This is a genomic window from Pseudomonas sp. 3A(2025), from assembly GCF_054589175.1.
Genome location: NZ_BAAILM010000016.1, coordinates 81,289 through 102,320, shown reverse-complemented (window position 1 = coordinate 102,320; position 21,032 = coordinate 81,289). Strand labels below are relative to the sequence as shown.

At 61.5% G+C, this 21,032-nt stretch carries 24 protein-coding genes; 13 read left to right on the top strand and 11 right to left on the bottom strand.

Annotated features, from left to right (window positions below; translation table 11 throughout):
* Nucleotides 1-78: 78 nt before the first annotated feature.
* Entirely contained in the window at nucleotides 79-342 is a 264-nt protein-coding gene (locus ACYP2A_RS05690) for an accessory factor UbiK family protein (RefSeq protein WP_459743540.1), read from the bottom strand.
* 409 nt (nucleotides 343-751) lie between these two features.
* On the opposite strand from ACYP2A_RS05690, the gene glnK reads away from it, so the two are divergent.
* The 4 genes from glnK (at nucleotide 752) to sutA (ending at nucleotide 3,492) form a co-directional block, all read left to right on the top strand.
* Nucleotides 752-1,090, top strand: a complete 339-nt coding sequence (glnK, locus tag ACYP2A_RS05685; protein ID WP_002555808.1) for a P-II family nitrogen regulator — start codon at nucleotides 752-754, stop codon at nucleotides 1,088-1,090.
* Between the two features lie 32 nt (nucleotides 1,091-1,122).
* The gene (locus ACYP2A_RS05680) at nucleotides 1,123-2,460 is read left to right on the top strand and encodes an ammonium transporter (protein WP_459743538.1); all 1,338 of its coding nucleotides are present in this window, start codon (nucleotides 1,123-1,125) and stop codon (nucleotides 2,458-2,460) included.
* A 179-nt stretch (nucleotides 2,461-2,639) separates the two neighbouring features.
* A complete protein-coding gene (locus ACYP2A_RS05675) occupies nucleotides 2,640-3,065 on the top strand; it encodes a secondary thiamine-phosphate synthase enzyme YjbQ (RefSeq protein ID WP_459743537.1) in 426 nt (141 codons plus the stop codon).
* Between the two features lie 97 nt (nucleotides 3,066-3,162).
* Nucleotides 3,163-3,492, top strand: a complete 330-nt coding sequence (gene sutA, locus ACYP2A_RS05670; protein WP_459743536.1) for a transcriptional regulator SutA — start codon at nucleotides 3,163-3,165, stop codon at nucleotides 3,490-3,492.
* Nucleotides 3,493-3,573: 81 nt separating this feature from the next.
* On the opposite strand, the gene ACYP2A_RS05665 is transcribed toward sutA, so the two are convergent.
* The 6 genes from ACYP2A_RS05665 to lptM are packed head-to-tail and all read right to left on the bottom strand — an operon-like array spanning nucleotide 3,574 to nucleotide 8,133.
* Entirely contained in the window at nucleotides 3,574-4,266 is a 693-nt protein-coding gene (locus tag ACYP2A_RS05665; RefSeq protein ID WP_459743534.1) for an HAD family hydrolase, read from the bottom strand.
* A 14-nt stretch (nucleotides 4,267-4,280) separates the two neighbouring features.
* Entirely contained in the window at nucleotides 4,281-5,180 is a 900-nt protein-coding gene (gene xerC, locus ACYP2A_RS05660; RefSeq protein ID WP_459743532.1) for a tyrosine recombinase XerC, read from the bottom strand.
* A gap of 2 nt (nucleotides 5,181-5,182) precedes the next feature.
* Nucleotides 5,183-5,881 carry a DUF484 family protein gene (locus ACYP2A_RS05655; RefSeq protein WP_459743531.1) on the bottom strand — a complete coding sequence of 233 codons (699 nt, stop codon included), beginning with the start codon at nucleotides 5,879-5,881 and terminating at the stop codon, nucleotides 5,183-5,185.
* Between the two features lie 13 nt (nucleotides 5,882-5,894).
* Nucleotides 5,895-6,725: a diaminopimelate epimerase gene (gene dapF / locus ACYP2A_RS05650; protein WP_459743529.1), complete on the bottom strand. Its 831-nt coding sequence runs from the start codon at nucleotides 6,723-6,725 to the stop codon at nucleotides 5,895-5,897.
* A 4-nt stretch (nucleotides 6,726-6,729) separates the two neighbouring features.
* Nucleotides 6,730-7,977, bottom strand: a complete 1,248-nt coding sequence (lysA, locus tag ACYP2A_RS05645; protein WP_459743528.1) for a diaminopimelate decarboxylase — start codon at nucleotides 7,975-7,977, stop codon at nucleotides 6,730-6,732.
* A gap of 9 nt (nucleotides 7,978-7,986) precedes the next feature.
* Nucleotides 7,987-8,133, bottom strand: coding sequence for an LPS translocon maturation chaperone LptM (lptM, locus tag ACYP2A_RS05640; RefSeq protein ID WP_459743526.1), 147 nt, complete (start codon nucleotides 8,131-8,133; stop codon nucleotides 7,987-7,989).
* Nucleotides 8,134-8,358: 225 nt separating this feature from the next.
* Here lptM and cyaY point away from each other — a divergent pair, with 225 nt between their 5' ends.
* Both cyaY and ACYP2A_RS05630 read left to right on the top strand, forming a co-directional pair.
* Nucleotides 8,359-8,691, top strand: a complete 333-nt coding sequence (gene cyaY, locus ACYP2A_RS05635; RefSeq protein ID WP_459743524.1) for an iron donor protein CyaY — start codon at nucleotides 8,359-8,361, stop codon at nucleotides 8,689-8,691.
* Nucleotides 8,692-8,694: 3 nt separating this feature from the next.
* The gene (locus tag ACYP2A_RS05630; RefSeq protein WP_459743522.1) at nucleotides 8,695-8,916 is read left to right on the top strand and encodes a DUF1289 domain-containing protein; all 222 of its coding nucleotides are present in this window, start codon (nucleotides 8,695-8,697) and stop codon (nucleotides 8,914-8,916) included.
* 6 nt (nucleotides 8,917-8,922) lie between these two features.
* Here the strand turns inward: ACYP2A_RS05630 and ACYP2A_RS05625 are convergent, their stop codons facing one another.
* The 3 genes from ACYP2A_RS05625 to ACYP2A_RS05615 form a co-directional block, all read right to left on the bottom strand.
* Nucleotides 8,923-11,769 (bottom strand): class I adenylate cyclase, encoded by a 2,847-nt coding sequence (locus tag ACYP2A_RS05625; RefSeq protein ID WP_459743520.1) that lies wholly within the window; start codon nucleotides 11,767-11,769, stop codon nucleotides 8,923-8,925.
* 167 nt (nucleotides 11,770-11,936) lie between these two features.
* Complete coding sequence (locus ACYP2A_RS05620; RefSeq protein ID WP_459743518.1) at nucleotides 11,937-12,185, bottom strand: TIGR02647 family protein; 249 nt, start codon at nucleotides 12,183-12,185, stop codon at nucleotides 11,937-11,939.
* Nucleotides 12,186-12,304: 119 nt separating this feature from the next.
* Entirely contained in the window at nucleotides 12,305-12,580 is a 276-nt protein-coding gene (locus ACYP2A_RS05615; protein ID WP_459743516.1) for a hypothetical protein, read from the bottom strand.
* A 179-nt stretch (nucleotides 12,581-12,759) separates the two neighbouring features.
* Here ACYP2A_RS05615 and ACYP2A_RS05610 point away from each other — a divergent pair, with 179 nt between their 5' ends.
* Nucleotides 12,760-13,434: a glutathione S-transferase family protein gene (locus ACYP2A_RS05610; protein WP_459743515.1), complete on the top strand. Its 675-nt coding sequence runs from the start codon at nucleotides 12,760-12,762 to the stop codon at nucleotides 13,432-13,434.
* 1 nt (nucleotide 13,435) lies between these two features.
* Here the strand turns inward: ACYP2A_RS05610 and argH are convergent, their stop codons facing one another.
* On the bottom strand, nucleotides 13,436-14,830 hold the full coding sequence (argH, locus tag ACYP2A_RS05605) for an argininosuccinate lyase (protein WP_459743513.1): 1,395 nt from the start codon (nucleotides 14,828-14,830) through the stop codon (nucleotides 13,436-13,438).
* A 151-nt stretch (nucleotides 14,831-14,981) separates the two neighbouring features.
* On the opposite strand from argH, the gene ACYP2A_RS05600 reads away from it, so the two are divergent.
* The 6 genes from ACYP2A_RS05600 to ACYP2A_RS05575 all read left to right on the top strand — a co-directional run.
* Nucleotides 14,982-16,052 (top strand): sensor histidine kinase, encoded by a 1,071-nt coding sequence (locus tag ACYP2A_RS05600; protein ID WP_459743511.1) that lies wholly within the window; start codon nucleotides 14,982-14,984, stop codon nucleotides 16,050-16,052.
* Nucleotides 16,049-16,795: a LytR/AlgR family response regulator transcription factor gene (locus ACYP2A_RS05595; RefSeq protein ID WP_459743509.1), complete on the top strand. Its 747-nt coding sequence runs from the start codon at nucleotides 16,049-16,051 to the stop codon at nucleotides 16,793-16,795. The genes ACYP2A_RS05600 and ACYP2A_RS05595 overlap by 4 nt, the downstream gene beginning before the upstream one ends.
* 208 nt (nucleotides 16,796-17,003) lie before the next feature.
* Nucleotides 17,004-17,945 carry a hydroxymethylbilane synthase gene (gene hemC, locus ACYP2A_RS05590; RefSeq protein WP_459743507.1) on the top strand — a complete coding sequence of 314 codons (942 nt, stop codon included), beginning with the start codon at nucleotides 17,004-17,006 and terminating at the stop codon, nucleotides 17,943-17,945.
* Complete coding sequence (locus tag ACYP2A_RS05585) at nucleotides 17,942-18,706, top strand: uroporphyrinogen-III synthase (protein WP_459743505.1); 765 nt, start codon at nucleotides 17,942-17,944, stop codon at nucleotides 18,704-18,706. Before hemC ends, ACYP2A_RS05585 begins: the two co-directional genes overlap by 4 nt.
* Before the next feature lie 47 nt (nucleotides 18,707-18,753).
* Entirely contained in the window at nucleotides 18,754-19,890 is a 1,137-nt protein-coding gene (locus ACYP2A_RS05580; RefSeq protein WP_459743503.1) for a uroporphyrinogen-III C-methyltransferase, read from the top strand.
* Nucleotides 19,887-21,032: heme biosynthesis HemY N-terminal domain-containing protein (locus ACYP2A_RS05575; protein ID WP_459743501.1), on the top strand; the 1,146-nt coding region annotated here is incomplete at its 3' end. The genes ACYP2A_RS05580 and ACYP2A_RS05575, both read left to right, overlap by 4 nt.

The window sequence follows — 21,032 nt, the reverse complement described above, 5'->3', positions numbered from 1 at the left end:
AAGGCCTCCAATTGCAGGGGCCTTGGCACAATACCCATTATCGATAAACAAAATGCCCTGTCGCAGGGGACGCCGAGCTTAGTCCTGCAAGCCGGAAGGATTGCCATTTTCCAGCGCAGCGACTTTTGCTTCCAGCGCTTCCAGACGAGCGCGCGTACGGGCAAGCACCGCCATCTGGCTGTCGAACTCTTCGCGGCTGACCAGATCGAGCTTGCTGAAGGCGCTTTGTAACAAAATCTTGAATTGTGCTTCGAACTCACCCCGTGGCAGCGGGGTATCGCCACTGAACAGGCGCGAGGCGTGATCGCTCAGGGCATCGAGGAGGGCTTTGGGGGCAAGCATGATGGTTTCCCGGTATCAGATGCGCGGCAGTGTAGCACGGTGCGTTTTTTTACTGGTTTCACGCACGTTTATCGCGCATTCAGTCGTGCACGCATGCACTGTTATTGTGCGTCTTGCGTGCCCCGAACAGGCCCGAATGTGCCTGGCAGGCAGCAATGGCTTGATTTCAATGAAAATTCCCGAGCTGGCAAGCTTTCTGCTTAGACCCATGTGACCCATGCACTGATGCAGTCGCTGTGACGAAGGCAGTGCGGCAGGCGGAGCAGGAAAGTATTTCGCCAGATACAGTTATCTGAACACGGTCGGCGCTCGATAAGGCGCGCGATACGTTACAAAGCCAGACACTGCGCTTAGACTTGAGACGGGTTTGTTTTCCTGGGGCAAGTCCACCAATTCGGGAGAAAGTTTCATGAAACTAGTCACTGCAATCATCAAGCCGTTCAAGTTGGATGACGTGCGCGAATCGTTGTCCGAGATCGGCGTGCAGGGCATCACTGTCACGGAAGTCAAAGGCTTCGGGCGTCAGAAGGGTCACACTGAGCTGTATCGCGGTGCTGAATACGTAGTCGACTTCCTTCCTAAAGTGAAGATTGACGTCGCCATCGATGACAAGGATCTGGATCGGGTCATCGAAGCCATCACCAAGGCTGCCAACACCGGCAAGATCGGCGATGGCAAGATTTTCGTAGTCAATCTGGAACAGGCCATCCGCATCCGTACCGGCGAAACCGATACCGACGCTATCTAAGCCGCCAAACCCAACGCCCCAGGAGAAACAATATGACTCTGCGTCAATTCGCAGGGCTAGGAGCCCTGTTGTCCCTCGCTTTACCTGGTCTGGCCCTGGCGGCTGAACCTGTTGCAGAACCTGTGCTGAACTCCGGCGATACTGCATGGATGTTGACGGCGACCGCGCTGGTTCTGTTCATGACCATTCCTGGCCTGGCGCTGTTCTACGGCGGCATGGTCCGCTCCAAGAACATCCTCTCGGTGATGATGCAATGCTTTGCAATCACCGGCCTGATCAGCATCCTCTGGGTGGTTTACGGTTACAGCCTGGCGTTCGATGCCACCGGCATGGAAGAGGGCGTGGTCAACTTCAGCTCCTTCGTCGGCGGCTTCCAGAAAGCCTTCCTGGCCGGTGTCACGCCTTCGAGCCTGACCGGTGCTGCGGCACTGTTCCCTGAGGCGGTGTTCATCACCTTCCAGATGACCTTCGCGATCATTACGCCTGCGCTGATCGTCGGTGCGTTCGCCGAGCGTATGAAATTCTCCGCCATGCTGATCTTCATGGCCATCTGGTTCACCCTGGTCTACGCACCGATTGCCCACATGGTCTGGGGCGGTGTTGGCGGCCTGCTGTGGGACTGGGGCGTGCTGGACTTTGCGGGTGGCACCGTGGTGCACATCAACGCCGGTGTTGCAGGCCTGGTGGCGTGCCTGGTGCTGGGCAAGCGTAAAGGCTACCCGACCACCCCGATGGCCCCGCACAACCTGGGTTACACCCTGATCGGCGCGGCCATGCTCTGGATCGGCTGGTTCGGCTTCAACGCAGGCTCCGCTGCTGCCGCCAACGGCACCGCCGGTATGGCGATGCTGGTGACCCAGATCGCCACCGCCGCTGCGGCGTTGGGCTGGATGTTCGCCGAGTGGCTGACCCACGGCAAACCAAGCGCACTGGGCATCGCCTCGGGTGTGGTTGCAGGTCTGGTTGCCATCACTCCGGCTGCCGGTACAGCAGGTCCGATGGGCGCGCTGGTCATCGGCCTGGTGTCGGGTGTGGTCTGCTTCTTCTGCGCCACCAGCCTCAAGCGCAAGCTGGGCTATGACGACTCGCTGGATGCCTTCGGCGTACACGGTGTTGGCGGTATCGTTGGTGCCATCCTGACCGGCGTGTTCGCAGCGCCTGCTCTGGGCGGCTTCGGCACCGTGACCGACATCGGTACCCAGGTCTGGGTACAGTTCAAGGGCGTGGCGTTCACCGTGGTGTACACCGCCATCGTGACCTACATCATCCTGAAAGTGCTGGATGTGGTCATCGGTCTGCGCGTCAACGAAGAGGAAGAGGCCGTTGGCCTGGACCTGGCGCAGCACAACGAGCGTGGCTACAACCTGTAATTGCGCTGAAAAAAATACCCGGTTTTCCGGGTATTTTTTTGCCTGTTGTTTATGGATCTACCGGGCCTCTGCGCTGTCACTGAATAACCATCGCCTGACTCGGGGCAAGCTTGCCTTATCGCAGGCTTTGCTTTTTTCTCAGGCGAGTTAGAATGCGCGCCGAACATGCGGAGAAGGCTATGTGGCAGCAATCCAGAATTACCCTGCGGGCCAGGCCTCGCGGGTTTCATCTGGTCACCGACGAGATAATCGCAGGCCTGCCCGGGCTGTCCGGTTGTCGTGTCGGCTTGCTGCACCTGTGGCTGCAACACACCTCGGCCTCGTTGACGGTCAACGAGAATGCCGACCCGGCGGTACGTCGTGATTTCGAGCGTTTTTTCAACCGGCTGGTGCCTCAGGGCGTGGCCGGCCATGAACACAACGACGAAGGCCCCGATGACTTGCCGGCGCACTTCAAGGCCAGTCTGCTGGGCTGCCAGGTGGTTTTGCCGGTCTCGGCCGGCCGTCTGGCGCTGGGTACATGGCAAGGTGTCTACCTCGGCGAGCATCGGGATCATGGGGGTGCTCGCCGTCTTCTGGCCACTCTTCAGGGTGACTGGGATTAACCGCTGATTTCAGCGGGTGCTGTGTCTTTAAAGTGGCTCGATTTTCACAGCTGCTGAGCTATAACTAATTCTGCTTTCGCAAGTCATGAGGTTGAACATGAGCGACGACGACAACGATAACGATGATCTGGTAGACGATCTGGAAGGCGAAGAAGAGGGCGAGGAGCTCAGTGCAGCTCCGGAAGACGACGCCCCCGATTCCGATGACGGTGAAGTGGCGGCAACGCCTGCCAAGGGTAAATCCAAGGCCGCCGTTTCGGTTGATGAGTTGCCCAGTATCGAGGCCAAGCAAAAGGATCGCGATGCGCTGGCTCGCGCCATGGAAGAGTTCCTCTCTCGTGGCGGCCGGGTACAGGAAGTGGAGGCCAACGTGGTCGCCGATCCGCCCAAGAAGCCGGATAACAAGTACGGCAGCCGTCCTATCTGACGGTTGCACGAACGTGTAGGAAAAAGCCCGCTGTCGCGGGCTTTTTCCTGTCTGCGATCCGGCCTGGGGCCAGTTGCCGGGTCAGCCCCAGCGGGCCAGTACCTCGGGCAACTGCGACAGGTTATGGATTTCGGCGTCAGGGCGGTTGTCGGCGTCCCAGACCTTGCCTTGCGGGTTGTACCAGATGGCCCGCAAGCCGGCGCGCTGGGCGCCGGCAATGTCATCTTCAGGGTGATCGCCGATGTGCACCGCATGCGCAGGCTCGCAACGGGCGCGGCTCAGGGCTTCGAGAAAGGGCGTGGGGTCGGGCTTGCCTATCCCCAGGTCTTCGGCGCACAGGGCAAAGTTGAAGTAGTCGGCCAGGCCCAGGCGGCGCACATCGGCATTGCCGTTAGTGATCACCCCCAGCGTGTAGGTCTTGGCGAGGATTTCCAGAGTCGGCAGGACCTCCGGAAACACCTGCACCTGATGACGCCCCTGCAGGAAGGCCTCGAAGCTGCGGTCGGCCAGGTCCTGGGCTTCATCGGGGTCGTAACCTGCATCTTCCAGAGCGTGGAACAGCACGCGGCGGCGCAGAGAGCTGATGCGGTGCTTGAGGCCTGGCTCTTCGCTGATCAGTCGGGTGCGGATCGCCCACAGGTGCTCGACCGGCACCGGTCCCAGGCGCGGAGCGTGTTCGCTCAACCAGTCGCGCAGCAGGGTCTCGGCGCCCATGATGGCCGGTGCGTTGTCCCACAGGGTGTCGTCGAGGTCGAAGGTGATCAGCTTAATCATGGAGCGCTGCCTCTTTAATCATGTTCGCGGCTTTTACGCTTGGCCCGGGGGTGAGCGCTGTCGTAGACGCTGGCCAAATGCTGGAAATCCAGATGAGTGTAGATCTGCGTGGTGCTGATGTCGGCGTGGCCAAGCAGTTCTTGTACGGCACGCAGGTCCTGAGACGATTCCAGCAGGTGGCTGGCGAATGAGTGGCGCAGCATGTGCGGGTGCAGGTTCTGGCCCAGCTCACGCTCGCCAGCGGCCTTCAGGCGCACCTGAATGGCCCGCGGGCCAAGGCGGCGGCCCTGCATGCCGACAAACACTGCGTTGTCGTGCGGGTTGGCCTGCCCGCGCAGCCTGAGCCATTCCTGCAAGGCCTCGCGGGCCTTGCTGCCTACCGGCAGGACACGGGTCTTGCTGCCCTTGCCCAGTACTTGCACCAGCCCGTCGTTGAGGTCCAGTTGATCGATGTCCAGGCTGGTCAGTTCCGACAAGCGCAGCCCCGAGGAGTAGAACAGCTCCATGATGGCCTGGTCGCGGCGGGCCAGAAAGTCGTCTTCTACGGCGCCCTCGAACAGTTGCGCGGTACGGTCGGTGTCCAGGGTCTTGGGCAGGCGCCGCTCGCCTTTGGGCGGCGACAGGCCGTTGGCCGGGTCGTGCTGGCACAGGCCTTCGCGATTGAGGTACTGGTACAGGCCGCGCACCGCCGACAGCAACCGTGCCAGGCTGCGCGAAGACTGGCCGTGCAGGTGCTGACGGGCAACGAAGCTGCGCAATTGCTGGATATCGAGGTCTGCCCAACGGGCCAGGGACTGCTTCTGGCAGAACGCCAGAACCTTGTTCAGGTCGCGCCGATAGGCCAGCAGGGTATGCGGCGACACCTGGCGCTCACTGTGCAAATGCGTGCAGTAGGCCTCCAGTTGTCGCTCCATGCTCAGCGTACCGAGCGCAGCGAGTGGGTCAGGCGCGGCAACAGACGGCTGAGCACATCGGCGATATAGCTCAGAAACAGCGTACCGACCGAGCTCTTGTAGTGTTGCGGGTCGCGGCTGCCGATTGCCAGAACGCCGAGCAGGCCTTGATGGTTGAGGGTCACCAGTGCCGTAGAGCCAACCTGTTTACTCTGCTCGGCGCCAAACAGGAATGTCAGCTCGTGCTCACGCAGCGCACCGCACACGGCCTTTTCGCCCATCAGGCCGCCGATAGCGTTTTGCGCCTCGCTGCTGCTGGCCCAGCGGCCTACCGGCATGGTGTTGTCGCCAAACAGGATCAGGCTGACAAACGGCACCTGAAAATCATGGCGCAGGCTGTCCTCGACGGCAATCACCAGCTCGTCGAGGCTGCCGGCGTCCATCAGGGCCAGGTTCAGGCGTCGGGTTTTTTCGAACAGACGATCATTGTCGCGGGCCACATCCATCAGTTGCGACAGGCGGTGGCGCATCTCGATATTGCGCTCGCGCAGCAGTTTGAGCTGGCGCTCGACCAACGAAACGCTGTCGCCGCGCTGGTGAGGAATGCGCATCGACGTCAACAGTTCGTCATGCTCGGCAAAAAATTCCGGATGGCGCAGCAGATAGGCGATGACCGCCTCTGCTTCGCTGGATGAGGTTGAAGCAGGAGGCTGATCGGTCATCGCATTTGCTCACTCATAGACGAACCTGACCCTCGTAGACCCGCACCGCAGGCCCTGTCATCAACACCGGCTGGCCGGGGCCTGCCCATTCGATGGACAGGCGCCCGCCCGGCAGGTCGATCAATACCGGCGAGTCCATCCAGCCCTGGCTGATGGCCGCAACGGCCGCCGCACAGGCGCCGGTGCCGCAGGCCTGGGTTTCGCCGGCACCGCGTTCCCATACGCGCAGTTGCGCGCGCTGGCGATCCACGACGTGCAAAAAGCCCACGTTGACCCGTGCCGGAAAGCGCGGGTGGTGTTCGATTTGTGGCCCCAGATCGTGTACCGGCGCGCCGTTGATGTCCTCGACGCGCAACACCGCATGCGGGTTGCCCATCGACACGGCGGCCAGCTGCACGGTCTGGCCGTCCACCTCCAGGTCGTAGCTGACGGCCTGTTGCGCGGCTTGAAACGGGATCTGCTCCGGCACCAGGCGCGGTGCTCCCATGTCGACGCAGATCTGTCCGTCGTTGCGCACATCCAGCTCGATGATGCCGCTCTTGGTCTCGACGCGGATCAGGCGCTTGGTGGTCAGGCGCTTGTCGAGCACGAAACGGGCGAAACAACGTGCACCATTGCCGCATTGCTCGACTTCGGAACCGTCGGAATTGAAGATCCGGTAACGGAAGTCCACGTCCGGATTGCTCGGTGCCTCGACGATCAGCAGTTGGTCGAAACCGATGCCGGTGTGCCGGTCACCCCACTGTTTGGCGTGCTTGGGCAAGATGTGCGCGTGCTGGCTGACCAGGTCCAGGACCATGAAGTCATTGCCCAGCCCGTGCATCTTGGTAAAACGCAGCAGCATGGGATCACTCCGGCAGCAGGCTTTCGCCGGCAAACAGCTCGCTCAGGGTTTCCCGACGACGCACTTCGAAAACGTCGCTGCCATCGACCAGTACTTCAGCGGCGCGACCACGGGTGTTGTAGTTCGAACTCATGACGAAACCATAGGCACCGGCCGAGTGAACGGCCAGCAAGTCGCCTTCGGCCAGCGCCAGCTCGCGGTTCTTGGCCAGGAAGTCGCCGGTTTCGCAGATCGGCCCGACGATGTCGTAGGTGCGCGCGGCAGCGTCACGCGGGCGAACCGCCGTTACGTCCATCCAGGCCTGATACAGCGCCGGGCGGATCAGGTCGTTCATGGCCGCATCGACGATGGCGAAATCCTTGTGCTCAGTGTGCTTGAGGTACTCGACCTGAGTCAGCAGCACGCCGGCATTGGCGACGATGAAACGACCCGGTTCGAACACCAGGCCCAGGTCGCGGCCCTCAAGACGCTCGCGCACGGCTTTGATGTAGTCGCCGGCCAGCGGCGGCTCTTCATCGCGATAACGCACGCCCAGACCGCCGCCCAGATCGATGTGGCGCAGGTGAATGCCGCAATCGCCAAGACGGTCGACCAGGTCCAGCAGGCGGTCCAGCGCATCGATGAACGGTTCCAGCGTGGTCAGTTGCGAGCCGATATGGCAATCGACACCGACCACTTCCAGATTCGGCAGTTGCGAAGCCCGCACATAGACGTCTTCGGCGTCGCTGATAGCGATACCGAACTTGTTTTCCTTGAGGCCCGTGGAGATGTACGGGTGGGTGCCGGCATCGACATCCGGGTTGACGCGCAGCGACACCGGTGCGCGCACGCCCAGCTCGGCGGCCACCACTTGCAGGCGCTCCAGCTCGTCGGTGGACTCGACGTTGAAGCAGTGCACGCCCACTTCGAGGGCACGGCGCATGTCTTCACGGGTCTTGCCGACGCCAGAGAAGACGATGCGATCGGCCTGACCGCCTGCGGCCAGAACGCGCTCCAGTTCACCGCGCGAAACGATGTCGAAACCTGCGCCCAGACGTGCCAGGACGTTAAGCACGCCCAGGTTGGAGTTGGCCTTGACGGCAAAGCACACCAGGTGCGGCATGCCGCTCAGGGCATCGGCGTAAGCGCGATACTGCGCCTCGATGTGGGAGCGCGAGTAAACATAGGTGGGCGTGCCGAAACGTGCGGCAATGGCAGACAAGGCCACGCCTTCCGCGAACAGCTCACCGTCGCGGTAGTTGAAAGCGTCCATGACGTACCCTTAAGAATGCTTGTGCGAATGCGAGGCGGTTTGTTCGTCGGCAGACTTGCTGTCGTCAGGCAGGTACAGCGGGCCTTTTTGCCCACAGGCGGTGACGAGGCAGGCGACCGCGAGGAGCGCAGCAAGCGAAGAGATCAGGCGCTTCATGGCGAAATCCTTTGTATAAGCTTTGATTGCGGCCGAGTATACCGGCCACCCGGCGGCTTGCCTATGCAGTGACCTTTCCGTCTGGCGGGGCTTTGACGCGATTGTCGACCTGTAATCGACCGATTGCCGATTTTTGACGCTTTAGATCCGCCTTTGCATTTGCCCGGCTGCGCCCGTATCGTGCGCGACAGGTGATATTCGTCCATTTTTCCGAGGTTCATGACAATGAGTTTGACCGCAGCCCGCTTTCACGACCTGGTCGATGCAACTCAGGAGAATCTGGAAGACATTTTTGACGAGAGCGGCCTGGACCTCGATCTGGAAAATTCGGCCGGTGTGCTGACCGTGAAATTCGAGAACGGCTCGCAGATCATTTTCAGCCGCCAGGAGCCACTGCTGCAACTGTGGCTGGCCGCCAAATCGGGTGGTTTTCACTTCGACTACGACGAGCAGGAAAGCCGTTGGGTCTGCGACACCAGCGAAGAGCTGCTCAGCGAAATGCTCAAGCGCATCACTATTGAACAGGCTGGCGTAGAGCTGGACTTCGACGAGATCTGATTCGTGACTGCAACCTCTGCCCCACGCCCGCCCAAGCCGCTGTACAGCAACGTCAGTTCGGCCGTACGTTCACCCTGCGTCAGCCTGTGCCGGCTGGATGACGAGAAGGTCTGCATGGGTTGTTTTCGTCACGTCGAAGACATCCGCGAATGGCGCTCTGCCGACGACGAACGCCGTCGGCAGATCTGCAGCGCGGCCGAGCAGCGCAGGCGTGATGCCGTATAAACCGCGCTACAAGGCTTCGAGCATCGCCTCGTTAAGGTGCTTTTCCAGGCGGGTCTTGTGGTGCAGGTAGAGAATGCTCTGCCCGTGCCCGTCGTTGTTCAGGCCTGACAGGTCAAGATCGGTGATATAGCAGCGATAGCGCTCGGCTTCGTTGCGTCGGGCGAGGATCTGCCGGGCGACCACCGTGTACAGATGCTCGCCGTATTCCAGCTCTGAAAATTCGCGGTTGTCACAGTACAGTGTGACATGCACCTGCCCTGGTACGGTTTCCTCGAAGATCGCCTGCACATCGTAAAAAGACCGCTCCGTCGCCGCAGGTGTTTGTCGCGCCTCGATAGAGCGTGCGCGAGTGTTACCCGATGGCAGCACCTGGTAATACAACACTTCCAGCGCTACCGGCTCTTGCGGATTATCCAGCGGCAATGACGCGCCGCGCCGATAGATCATCGAATGGAAAAACCGCTGCAAGGGCTGCAGCAGGCTCGGTTCATCGTGCCAGGGCAGGTTCTGGTGCCACAGGGCATTGTGTTCGTCGAGCACATACAGGTCGGCGGCCCCCTCATTGACCCGGTAGAACACCTGAATGCATTCGGGCTGGCCGTGCGCCAGGATCAATGGCAAGTCGTGGTCGTCCAGCGCCTGCGGGTCCAGGTACAGCGGGCTGTAGCAAGGCAATGGTTCGCCCAGATAACTGAGCAGGCCGGCAAGACTGTTGATCACGACGGGGGTGATCTGGCCGGTGAGCAGTTCCAGCACGTGGAACTGCTTTTTGATCTGCAACAGATAGCGATGATGCAGACGCCGGGCCAGCAGCAACCGCGCGGTGTCGACGATGTCCTCGACACGCTGGGCAATGGCCTGGGCGCGGTTGTGGCAGAAGCAACTGACCTTGATACGCGGCTGGGTCGCGCCCTCGGGCAGGCTGCCGAGCAGTTCGACCAGGCAATCGAGCAGGGCGTGCGGCCCTTCATAGCGGCTGACCAGGGTTTCGTTCCAGCTATTGAGGGTGATCTGGTCCAGGGTCAGGATCAGGTTTTCCCGCGCGCCGCCATAGCTGAGCGAGTCGGTGCGTTCGGTGGTCATCAGGATGTTCAGGTCGCGGTGATGACGCAGCGGATCCAGGCCGACGTTGACCAGCAGCAGAATCTCTCGAGGCTCGCTGGGCATGAGCAGTTGTTCGTCGCTGACCGCCGGGAGCGGCAGGGCAAAGCTCTGTTGCAAGGCACCGGTCAGGTTGAACAGTTCAATCTCGCTCAAATCACTGGTGCCGGGGTGCAAGGCCAGGCGCGTGCTGCTGTCGATGACCTGGTTACGGTGACACCAGGCCAGTAGCTCCAGCAGTTCGCGGCTGCGCTTGAGAGGGGTCAGCGCTGGCCATTCATGCGCCTTGAGGCTGCCGTTGTACAGGCTCCACTGATGCGTACCCGGCTCGCGCTTGTTGGGCGATTGCACCAGGGTCAGGGTGTCTTCGCCCAGATCCGGAGCAATACCGGGGTTGATGAATTCGACCTTGCCAGCCTTGCGCTCGAAGGCTGCATACAAGCGACGGCCGAGAATGCTCATGTCGCGGGCATTGATCGAGTTGGTGGTTTTTTGCGTGCGCCCCAGTTGGGTCAGAAAGCGATAGCTGTAGTTGAGCTCGTTGACCAGTGCACGGCGTTCGTGGCTGACCTGGCGGACTTTCCACTGGTTGCGGCTGTCGAGCAGGGTCAACTGACGCTCGTCCCAACCCCATTCTGCGGTCAGCCGCTCCATCAACTGGCGCTGCCAGCCCGTGCTGCGCTGGCGTCCTGTCAACTTCTTGTTGACCTTCAGATACAGGCTGCGGCGTACCAGCTCCAGGCGTTCGGGCTCGTTGCGCGCCAGCAGGTGTTCTTCGATGCGGCGGTAAACGACCATGTACGGGTCCAGTTCGTCCAGGTCCGGCTGATGATGAGTGAACACGGCCTGCTTGTAGCGCAGGCTCAGGCACTGGACCTTGGGGTGCTCGCTGGCATAGACCTCGATCAGCAACAGCTTGAGTGCCGATTTGTAGGGCGAATCAATGCCCTTGTACAACTGCCAGAGTCCTGCACCGACGAATTCGCCGGGCGGAATGTGCGCCATGTTGCCCAGATCGAGCACTTCATCGGCGCGGATGAAACGCTTGGACAGCAGCGTGTGGGTGTACGCCTCATAACGCGGCTCTTCGTAGGCCGGCACCAGCCACCACAAAGGTGTGCGCCCTGCCAGCCACAGGGCTGTGCGATAGAACTCGTCGAGCAGCAGGTAGTGCTGGGCGGTGCCGCAATCGTCGGAGCTCAGTTGCGTGTCGCGATCGCCGACCCGAAAGCGCTGTGGGTCGATCAGAAAGAAATGCGCTTCGGCGCCCTGTGTGTCTGCCCAGGCTTCGAGTGCCTGGCATTTTTTGCGCAGCTCGGCGATGGCGTCGGGCGAAAGCTCGCTGTCGTGACAGACCCAGACATCCATGTCGCTCTGATCGGCCTGGGCGAGGGTGCCCAGGCTGCCCATCAGAAACAGACCGTGAATTGGCTGCGGCACAGGGCCGCGGCGCACCTTGTGCGAGAACGAGCGGGTCAGGCGCTGTGCTTCGGCCAGCACCTGAGGCCCCGGCTCGTAATTGGAAACCCCCGCCGGGGTACTGCCAGACACGTAACCTGGCAACAACGGATGATTGACGTGAAACAGCAGCGGCAACAGGGCCAGGACGCTTTGCTGGCGCGGCGACAGGCCTTCACGGGCGCGGGCCAGTCGTCCATCGTTAAGCTTTAAAAAGCGTTCGCGTAGTTGGCCAAGAACCTTGCGGTCAATGCCTTCGTCCAGATCGGGACGGATTTCAAAGGGGGGTGTCATCGCAACGCTTACCTGGAGTGCAAGCACGAGGCGTAGTAACGGTCGCCCCAAATAATTGGCATCAAAATGTGTATCGGCTTTGTATCAGTTTGTGTGCTGGCACGTGAAGGGGCCGGACAAGTTTTTTATTGTCCGGCCTCAAGCGGCATGAATGTCTGAAGGGGGTATCAGGCCGCCTGACGAACCGTTTGCAGGACGGTCAGCAACGATTGGGCATGGCGTGCGGCTTCCAGACCCAGGCTGGTCAGATAGCCACCGTCGACTTGCGTGGTAAGGCCCTTGTCATGCAGACGCTGGGCCGCAGCGATGGCGGCAGGCGCTGCCACATGGTGCACTTTCAGGCCTTCAAGGGTGTTGTCCAGGTTGAACAGGGCAAGGATTTCCAGTTCGGCAACCAGCTCAGGGGTGTAAGACATAGGTGCTCCAGACTTTTATTAGTAGTGGATGCCCGTCCGGGCGCGGCCCCTTGTAAAGTCGCGGCAGCGGGGCATCCCGAGTGTAGACCGGATTGCTGTGCCTGTGCTGGCTATTGCGCTCAATTTTCTGGCGGCAGTTCCGGCAGCGCGCGCAGCGCCGTTTCGTACCACTGGCCATCGAACGGCCGATCAGCAGCGAGCATGGCGTCGATCTCGATGGCCAGCACGTGGGCCATCAATTCAAGAATGTCATCGCGCTCGTAACCCACCAGCGTCAACTTGTTATAGACGGCCTTGGCAGCGGGCGGGTTGTCGCTCTCAAGCTGGTTTTCGATGGCCTGTATCAAGGTCGAGGCGGCGAACTCTTCGTCGTTGTCATCAAGTACTTCTGTCATGGTTGCTTCCTCGTAACTAAGAACTGCAGTTTAACGGCATCCTGTAGGCGCAATCGACGAGCAATGTAGGATGGCTCCTTAAATGCCCAATATGCGTTATAGGTAACTGATTTTCTTGAATAAATGATTAGAGTTGCGACTCCTGACTCATTACGTATCACATTCAAGGAGATAAATCAGTGCTGAAATTATACGGGTTTGCCGCAAGCAATTATTTCAACATGGTCCAGCTGGCGTTGCTTGAGAAACAACTGCCGTTTGAGATTGTGCCGCTGTACGGCTGTCAGAATCCGCAGGCAATGGCCATCAGTGCGCGCGGCAAGGTGCCTGTGCTCGAAACGCCCGAGGGTTTCATCAGTGAGACCGACGTCATCCTGCGTTACATCGAAGACACCTCGGCTAACCAGCCGCTGGTGCCTGCCGATCCGTTTGGCCGAGCTCAGGTGTGGACGATTGCCAAGGAAATCGAGCTGTACATCGAGTTGCCGGCACGCCTGTGTTACGTCGAAGTCATCTTCGGCGGCCGCCCGACGCCTGCCGATCTCAAGGCCAAGGCACGCCGTGACCTGATCAAGGGCTTTGCAGCCCTTGCCCAGCGCGGTCGTTTTGCGCCTTATGTCGCGGGTGCGCAGTTCACGGTTGCGGACATTTATTTTCTTTACAGCATCGACCTTGCCCAGCGCGTGGGCGAGCAACTGTTTGGTATGGATTTACTGGAGCAGGTGCCGCAAGCGCGGGCCTTGCTGGAGCGTCTGGCGCAGAGTCCCAACGTCCAGCAGGTGGCGGCGGCCAGAGAGGCGGACTGGCCGAGGTTCCTGGCGCGCGTACAGGCTGTCGCACGCCAGGCAAGCTAGATCAGCGGCTGGCGAGCAATTGCTGGCCACGGACCACTGCGGCACGGACCTGTGCAGGCGCAGTGCCGCCGATGTGGTTACGGGCGTTGACCGAGCCTTCCAGGGTCAGCACGGCAAACACGTCCTGCTCGATCTGGTCGCTGAAACGGCGCAGTTCTTCAAGGCTCATTTCGGCCAGGTCCTTGCCGCTTTCGACGCCGTATTTCACCGCATGGCCAACGATCTCGTGGCAGTCACGGAACGGCAGGCCACGACGTACCAGGTAGTCGGCAAGGTCAGTGGCGGTAGAGAAGCCGCGCAGCGCCGCTTCGCGCATGATCGCGTGGCGAGGCTTGATCGCCGGAATCATGTCGGCAAAGGCACGCAACGAGTCGCGCAGGGTGTCGGCGGCGTCGAACAGCGGCTCCTTGTCTTCCTGGTTGTCCTTGTTGTAGGCCAGCGGCTGGCCCTTCATCAGGGTCAGCAGGCCGGTCAGGGCGCCGAATACACGGCCACTCTTGCCACGTACCAGTTCTGGCACATCGGGGTTTTTCTTTTGCGGCATGATCGAACTGCCGGTGCAGAAACGGTCGGGCAGGTCGATGAACTGGAATTGGGCGCTGGTCCACAGCACCAGCTCTTCGGAAAAGCGCGACAGGTGCATCATGGCAATCGAGGCCGCTGCGCAGAACTCGATGGCGAAGTCGCGATCCGACACGCCGTCCAGCGAGTTGCCGCCCACGGCTTCGAAACCCAGCAGCTGGCAGGTCAGCTCACGGTCGATCGGGTAGGTGGTGCCCGCCAGCGCGGCGCTGCCCAGCGGCATGCGGTTGGCACGCTTGCGGCAGTCGACCAGACGCTCGTGATCGCGGCTGAGCATTTCGAACCAGGCCAGCAGGTGATGGCCGAACGTGACCGGCTGGGCGGTTTGCAAGTGGGTGAAACCGGGCATGATGGTTTCGGACTCGCGCTCGGCCTGCTCCAGCAAACCTTGCTGCAAGCGGGTGATTTCGCCGAGGATCACGTCGATTTCGTCACGCAGCCACAGACGGATGTCGGTGGCGACCTGATCGTTGCGGCTGCGCCCGGTGTGCAGTTTCTTGCCGGTGATGCCGATGCGATCGGTCAGGCGAGCTTCGATGTTCATGTGCACGTCTTCAAGGTCGATGCGCCACTCGAACTGACCCGCTTCGATTTCGCCCTGAATGGTTTTCAGGCCGTCGATGATGGTGTCGCGTTCGGCATCGGTCAGTACGCCGACCTTGGCCAGCATGGTCGCATGGGCGATGGAGCCCATGATGTCATGGCGGTACAGGCGCTGGTCGAAGTTGACGGAGGCAGTGAAGCGCGCGACGAAGGCGTCGACGGGCTCACTGAAACGGCCGCCCCAGGACTGGTTGGTCTTGTCGGTGCTCATGATTTCGCTCGTTGCTCTACGTGAAAGGAAGTTCGGGCATAAGGAGCGACGATCATAGCAGGGTGAGGTTTTTTTATCCTCGCACGGCTTGTCGCGGTCACGCGCCAGGCCGAGACTGAGGCCTGCACGAGAGGACTCTTGTTAAAAAGCCATGATCACCAAAACCGAAAAATCTGCCGTCGAACAGGATTTCTTCCTGCCCGAACTGTGCCTGCCCCAGGCGTTGCTGGTGCTGGTGGTGCTCGCCGAGCTGCTGGTACTGGCGCTGGTACTGGTCGAGCCCATGCACGAGACCTTTCCATGGGTGCGCCTGGCCTTGATGTCGATGTTCGTGCAGTGGATCGTGCTGCTCTCGGCGGCCCTGCTGTGCGGTTTGCGGCCCTGGCTGGCGCGTCTGCCGCCGGCACTCGCCGGTTTGCTGGGCTGCCTGATGGTGGTGGGCCTGACGCTGCTGTGCACCGCCGTCACGGACGTCTGCCAGTTATCGAGCAGGATTTCTGTAGAGGGGATGGTCGAACGCTATATTCGCTATTCAGTGATTGCTTTGATCATGTCGGCACTGATGTTGCGCTACTTTTATCTGCAGAGTCAGTGGCGCAAGCAACAGCAGGCCGAGTTGCGCGCCCGGATCGAAGCGCTTCAGGCGCGTATCCGGCCGCATTTCCTGTTCAACACGCTTAACAGTATTGCCAGTCTGGTCGCCAGCGACCCGGTCAAGGCCGAGCAGGCGGTGCTGGACCTGTCCGATCTGTTCCGGGCCAGCCTGGCCCGGCCCGGTACGTTGGTGGCCTGGCGTGAAGAGCTGGCGTTGGCCAAGCGATATTTATCGATCGAACAATATCGGCTCGGCGAGCGTCTACAGTTGGAATGGGTGGTCAGCACGATTATCGATGACTTGCCGATTCCCCAGCTAACCTTGCAACCACTGCTTGAAAACGCTTTGACCTATGGCATCGCTCCGCGCGTTGAAGGCGGGGTCGTACGGGTCGAGGCAGATTACGAAGGGGGAGAGTTCATATTGTGTGTCAGCAATCCTTATGACGAAGTTGCCCCGCGGCAGACGTCCAGCGGCACCCAGCAGGCTCTGTTGAACATCGGTGCGCGCATTACGGCACTTTTTGGTCCGCATGCCAGTCTGAGCGTGGAGCGCCGTGACGGTCGTCACTACACCTGTCTACGCTATCCTTGTGCGAGACTCACGCAGGAAGCCAAAGCAATATGAATGTCCTGATCGTTGATGACGAACCCCTGGCCCGGGAACGATTGAGCCGCCTGGTCGGTGAAATCGAGGGCTACCGGGTATTGGAACCCAGCGCCGCCAACGGCGAAGAAGCCCTGGCGCTGATTGAAAGCCACAAGCCGGATATCGTCCTGCTCGACATCCGTATGCCGGGCCTCGACGGCCTGCAAGTCGCTGCCAGACTGTGCGAGCGCGAAGCCCCGCCCGCCGTTGTGTTCTGCACCGCGCACGATGAATTTGCCCTGGAAGCCTTTCAGGTCAGCGCGGTGGGTTATCTGGTCAAGCCGGTACGCCCCGAGCATCTGTCCGAGGCGTTGAAAAAGGCCGAGCGACCCAATCGCGTGCAGTTGGCCGCCATGACCCGTCCGGCCGCTGAAAGCGGTAACGGCCCGCGTACGCACATCAGTGCGCGGACCCGCAAAGGCATCGAGCTGATCCCGCTGGATCAGGTGATTTTTTTCATCGCCGACCACAAGTACGTGACCTTGCGTCACGAGGGCGGTGAAGTCTTGCTCGATGAACCGCTCAAGGCGCTGGAAGATGAATTCGGCGACCGCTTCGTGCGCATCCACCGCAATGCACTGGTGGCACGCGAGCGGATCGAGCGATTGCAACGCACGCCGCTGGGGCATTTCCAGTTGTACCTCAGGGGCCTCAATGGCGATGCGCTGGTGGTCAGCCGCCGTCATGTGGCGGGGGTCCGCAAGATGATGCAGCAGTTCTAGCGCGTGTCATGAATCAGGCATGGCGAACGACCTGACGTCCGTTTGGCCTGCCTGACGCTAATGAGCAACCGGGCGTTGCTTTCAGCGCAGCATGATCGCTGTCCCGGCGATTATCATCGATGTCCAGGGCCGGACTTTGCAGGCGGCACTGAAGCGCCCGCAGCCGAGCTGTTATCATCGGCGGTCTTTACCCTGTACGGATTGATCCATGTCCACTCGCGAAATCCGCATTGCGACCCGCAAGAGCGCGCTGGCCCTCTGGCAGGCCGAATACGTCAAAAGCCGGCTTGAACACGCCCATCCCGGTCTGCTCGTGACCCTGGTGCCCATGGTCAGCAAGGGCGACAAACTGCTCGACTCGCCGCTGTCGAAAATCGGCGGCAAGGGACTGTTCGTCAAGGAGCTGGAAACCGCGCTGCTGGAAAATGAAGCCGATATCGCCGTGCACTCCATGAAAGATGTGCCGATGGACTTTCCCGAAGGGCTGGGTCTGTTCTGCATCTGTGAGCGCGAAGACCCGCGCGACGCCTTCGTTTCCAACCGTTTTGCCAACCTTGATGAACTGCCGGCCGGTAGTATCGTCGGCACTTCCAGCCTGCGGCGTCAGGCGCAATTGCTGGCGCTGCGACCCGACCTGCAAATCCGTTTTCTGCGTGGCAATGTCAACACCCGCCTGGCCAAGCTCGATGCCGGCGAGTACGACGCGATCATTCTTGCCGCCGCCGGGTTGATCCGCCTGGGCTTCGAGGCGCGCATCACCGCCAGTCTGTCGATCGAAAACAGCCTGCCGGCCGGTGGCCAGGGCGCAGTCGGCATCGAGTGCCGCACGCTGGATGCCGATATTCACGCCTTGCTGGCGCCCTTGCACCACGCCGACACGGCGGTCCGGGTCTCGGCCGAGCGCGCACTCAACCGTCATTTGAACGGCGGCTGCCAGGTACCAATCGCCTGCTACGCGGTGCTTGAAGACGAACAGTTGTGGTTGCGCGGCCTGGTCGGCGAGCCGGACGGTGGCCTGTTGCTGCGCGCCGAGGCCCGAGCGCCACGCGATGCAGCCCAGGCGCTGGGCGTGCAAGTGGCCGAGGACTTGCTGGGCCAGGGCGCCGGGCGGATTTTGCAGGCAATCTACGGCGAGGCGGCTGACCAATGAGTGCCTGGCGCCTGTTGCTGACGCGCCCTGCCGAGGAATCGGCGGCCGTGGCGCAGGTGCTGGCCCAGGCCGGTATGTTCACCAGCAGCCTGCCGTTGCTGGCCATTGAGCCGTTGCCATTGAACGATGCGCAACGCTCGATGATCTTTGAGCTGATGCAGTTTCAGGCAGTGATCGTGGTCAGCAAGCCTGCTGCCCGGCGGGGTCTGGAATTGCTCGATGAAATCTGGCCGCAACCGCCGCTGCAGCCGTGGTTCTGCGTGGGTGCCGGGACCGGCCAGGTACTGCTCGATTATGGCCTGCAGGATGTCAGCTGGCCGCAGCTGGGCGATGACAGCGAAGCATTGCTCGACCTGCCGCACCTGCAAAATGCCATCGCCATACCAGGAAGCCGTGTGTTAATCATGCGCGGTGACGAAGGTCGTGAGTGGATGGCCGAGCGCTTGCGCGAGCAAGGCGTGAGGGTCGAGTACCTGCCGCTTTACCGCCGTTTTTTGCCCGATTACCCGCCGCAGGCACTGTTGCAGCGGGTCGAGGGGGAACGCTTGAACGGGCTGGTGGTCAGCAGTGGGCAGGGTCTTGAGCATCTGCTGCGAATGGCGGGAGAGCACTGGCCACAATTGGCCGGGCTGCCGTTGTTCGTACCCAGCCCGCGGGTCGCACAGTTGGCGCATGACGCCGGCGCCCGCAGGGTGGTTGATTGTCGTGGGGCCAGCACCACGGCCTTGCTGGAGGCTTTGCGGGCAACGCCCGCCTGTTGATCGACGAAGTGTCGCTGCCGGCGACACCAATTGCAAAGGACGGATACGTGAGCGAAACAGCCTTGCCCAAAGACGAAGAGCCGGTGGTAAAACCATCGACCGTAACGCCCGAACCCAAGCGCCCCGAGCGCCCGGGCAACCGAACCAGCGGCCTGGCGGTCATCGCCTTGTTGCTGGGCATTGCCGGTGTCGGCGTGGCTGGCTGGGGCGTGTGGCAATTGCGCATGCTGCAGGCCGGCCATCTGCAACAGCGCAATGAAGTGCAGGACATTGCCGAACAGACCCTGGCGCTGACCCGCAACGACCAGCAACTGGCCGCACGCCTGGCACAGTTTCCGCCGGCCGATCAGCTCGAAGACAGCCGTCGGCTGGTGGCGCAACTGCAAGGTGACCAGCAGCGTCTGAGCCAGCGCCTCGAAGGCGTGCTGGGTGCCAGCCGCAAGGACTGGCGCCTGGCCGAAGCCGAGCACTTGCTGCGTCTGGCCAGCCTGCGTCTGTCGGCCCTGCAGGACATCAACAGCGCCCGTGCGCTGGTTCAGGGCGCCGATGAAATTCTGCGCGAGCAGGATGATCCGGGCGCCTTTGCCGCGCGCGAGCAACTGGCCAAAAGCCTGGCGGCCCTGCACAGCATCGAACAACCCGACCGTACCGGCCTGTTCCTGCAACTGGCCGCCCTGCGCGAGCAGGTCGTGCAGCTCAATGCCCTGGCCCCCGAATACGAAGACAAGGGCGGCTCGTTGCTCGGCCTGACCCTGGACAAGACTGAAGACGGCTACTGGTCGCGCTGGTGGGAACAGATCTCGCACTACATCCGCATTGACTTCAATGCCGAAAAAGACATCCGTCCGGTGCTTGCCGGCCAGAGCCTGGCACAAGTGCGTCTGGCCCTGACCCTGGCGCTGGAGCAGGCGCAGTGGGCGGCACTCAATGGCGAGCCGCAGATCTACACCAAGGCCATCGAAGAAGCGCGCAACGTGCTGGGCTCCAACTTCAACAAGGACAACCCGCAAAGCAAGGTGATTGCCGAACGTCTCGATGCGCTGGCCAGCCAGCCGGTGTCGGTCATGACCCCTGATCTGGCACAAAGCCTCGGTGCAGTGCAGGCCTATCTTGAGCGCCGCCACAGTGCGCCACAGCCGGCCGAGACGTCGTCCACCCACACACAGCGGGGCGTCAGCCCATGAAGCGCTTCTACGTTCTGCTGTTCATTGCCATTGCCGTTGCGGCCCTGATTGGTGTGGGCATGGCCGAGCACGCCGGCTATGTGCTGATCTCGTACCAGGGCTTCCGCTTCGAATCGAGCCTGTGGGCCGCTCTGGGCCTGCTGGTGGCGATCTGGCTGGTGTTGCTGATCGTACGCCTGGTGATCGGCTTGCTGACCACCTCGGGCGGGCTGGTCAACCCATGGTCGCGCCGCCATCGCCACCGCCGTGTGCAACTGGCCATCGAGCAAGGCCAGATGGACCTTGCCGAGGGCCGCTGGGCCAGCGCCCAGCGTCATCTGCATCGCGCCGCCGAAGCCGATCCGCAGCCGCTGCTGTACTACATTGGTGCCGCACGCGCTGCCAACGAGCAGGGTCGTTACGAAGACAGCGATACGCTGCTGGAGCGCGCCTTGCAGCGTCAGCCGCATGCGGAGCTTGCGGTTGCCCTGACTCACGCACAATTGCAGCAAGAGCGCGGCGATACCGATGCTGCACTGGTGACCTTGCAGGCCATGCAGGAGCGCCATCCACATAACCCGCAGGTCTTGCGTCAGTTGCAGCGCCTCTATCAGTTGCGCGGCGACTGGCCGCAACTGATCCGCCTGATGCCGGAATTGCGTAAAGACAAGGTTCTGCCGCCTGCCGAGCTGGCCGAACTGGAGCGCCGCGCCTGGGGTGAAAACCTGAGCCTGTCGGCCTGGCGTGAAGCCGAAGAGGGGGCCACGACTGGCCTGGCTTCGCTGGACAAGGCCTGGAAAGCCCTGACGTCGGCGCAGCGCCAGGAGCCCGCACTGGTCCTGGCCTACGCTGAGCAACTGCGCCGCCTCAATGCCCATGTCCAGGCTGAGGAAGTGCTGCGCACCGCACTCAAGCGCGACTACGACAGCCATCTGGCGCGGCTCTACGGGCTGGTGCACGGCAGTGACAACGGCAAGCAATTGCAGGCGGCCGAAGGCTGGCTCAAGCAGCATCCAAAGGATCCAGGCCTGTTGCTGACACTGGGCCGTATCTGTCTGCAAGGTCGCTTGTGGGGCAAGGCACGCGATTACCTTGAAAGCAGCCTGCGTCTGCAACCCAACCCGGAAACCTGCGCTGAACTGGCCCGGTTGCTGGCGCAACTG

What these genes read in the sequence shown, in the direction of transcription:
- ACYP2A_RS05675 (WP_459743537.1), top strand. Translation starts at nt 2,640, where the DNA reads ATGTGGCAGCAATCCAGAATTACCCTGCGGGCCAGGCCTCGCGGGTTT.
- ACYP2A_RS05585 (WP_459743505.1), top strand. Translation starts at nt 17,942, where the DNA reads ATGAGTGCCTGGCGCCTGTTGCTGACGCGCCCTGCCGAGGAATCGGCG.
- lysA (WP_459743528.1), bottom strand. Translation starts at nt 7,977, where the DNA reads ATGGACGCTTTCAACTACCGCGACGGTGAGCTGTTCGCGGAAGGCGTG.
- lptM (WP_459743526.1), bottom strand. Translation starts at nt 8,133, where the DNA reads ATGAAGCGCCTGATCTCTTCGCTTGCTGCGCTCCTCGCGGTCGCCTGC.
- ACYP2A_RS05690 (WP_459743540.1), bottom strand. Translation starts at nt 342, where the DNA reads ATGCTTGCCCCCAAAGCCCTCCTCGATGCCCTGAGCGATCACGCCTCG.
- ACYP2A_RS05595 (WP_459743509.1), top strand. Translation starts at nt 16,049, where the DNA reads ATGAATGTCCTGATCGTTGATGACGAACCCCTGGCCCGGGAACGATTG.
- ACYP2A_RS05615 (WP_459743516.1), bottom strand. Translation starts at nt 12,580, where the DNA reads ATGACAGAAGTACTTGATGACAACGACGAAGAGTTCGCCGCCTCGACC.
- glnK (WP_002555808.1), top strand. Translation starts at nt 752, where the DNA reads ATGAAACTAGTCACTGCAATCATCAAGCCGTTCAAGTTGGATGACGTG.
- ACYP2A_RS05620 (WP_459743518.1), bottom strand. Translation starts at nt 12,185, where the DNA reads ATGTCTTACACCCCTGAGCTGGTTGCCGAACTGGAAATCCTTGCCCTG.
- ACYP2A_RS05655 (WP_459743531.1), bottom strand. Translation starts at nt 5,881, where the DNA reads ATGACCGATCAGCCTCCTGCTTCAACCTCATCCAGCGAAGCAGAGGCG.
- ACYP2A_RS05625 (WP_459743520.1), bottom strand. Translation starts at nt 11,769, where the DNA reads ATGACACCCCCCTTTGAAATCCGTCCCGATCTGGACGAAGGCATTGAC.
- cyaY (WP_459743524.1), top strand. Translation starts at nt 8,359, where the DNA reads ATGAGTTTGACCGCAGCCCGCTTTCACGACCTGGTCGATGCAACTCAG.
- ACYP2A_RS05665 (WP_459743534.1), bottom strand. Translation starts at nt 4,266, where the DNA reads ATGATTAAGCTGATCACCTTCGACCTCGACGACACCCTGTGGGACAAC.
- xerC (WP_459743532.1), bottom strand. Translation starts at nt 5,180, where the DNA reads ATGGAGCGACAACTGGAGGCCTACTGCACGCATTTGCACAGTGAGCGC.
- argH (WP_459743513.1), bottom strand. Translation starts at nt 14,830, where the DNA reads ATGAGCACCGACAAGACCAACCAGTCCTGGGGCGGCCGTTTCAGTGAG.
- hemC (WP_459743507.1), top strand. Translation starts at nt 17,004, where the DNA reads ATGTCCACTCGCGAAATCCGCATTGCGACCCGCAAGAGCGCGCTGGCC.
- sutA (WP_459743536.1), top strand. Translation starts at nt 3,163, where the DNA reads ATGAGCGACGACGACAACGATAACGATGATCTGGTAGACGATCTGGAA.
- ACYP2A_RS05600 (WP_459743511.1), top strand. Translation starts at nt 14,982, where the DNA reads ATGATCACCAAAACCGAAAAATCTGCCGTCGAACAGGATTTCTTCCTG.
- ACYP2A_RS05680 (WP_459743538.1), top strand. Translation starts at nt 1,123, where the DNA reads ATGACTCTGCGTCAATTCGCAGGGCTAGGAGCCCTGTTGTCCCTCGCT.
- dapF (WP_459743529.1), bottom strand. Translation starts at nt 6,725, where the DNA reads ATGCTGCTGCGTTTTACCAAGATGCACGGGCTGGGCAATGACTTCATG.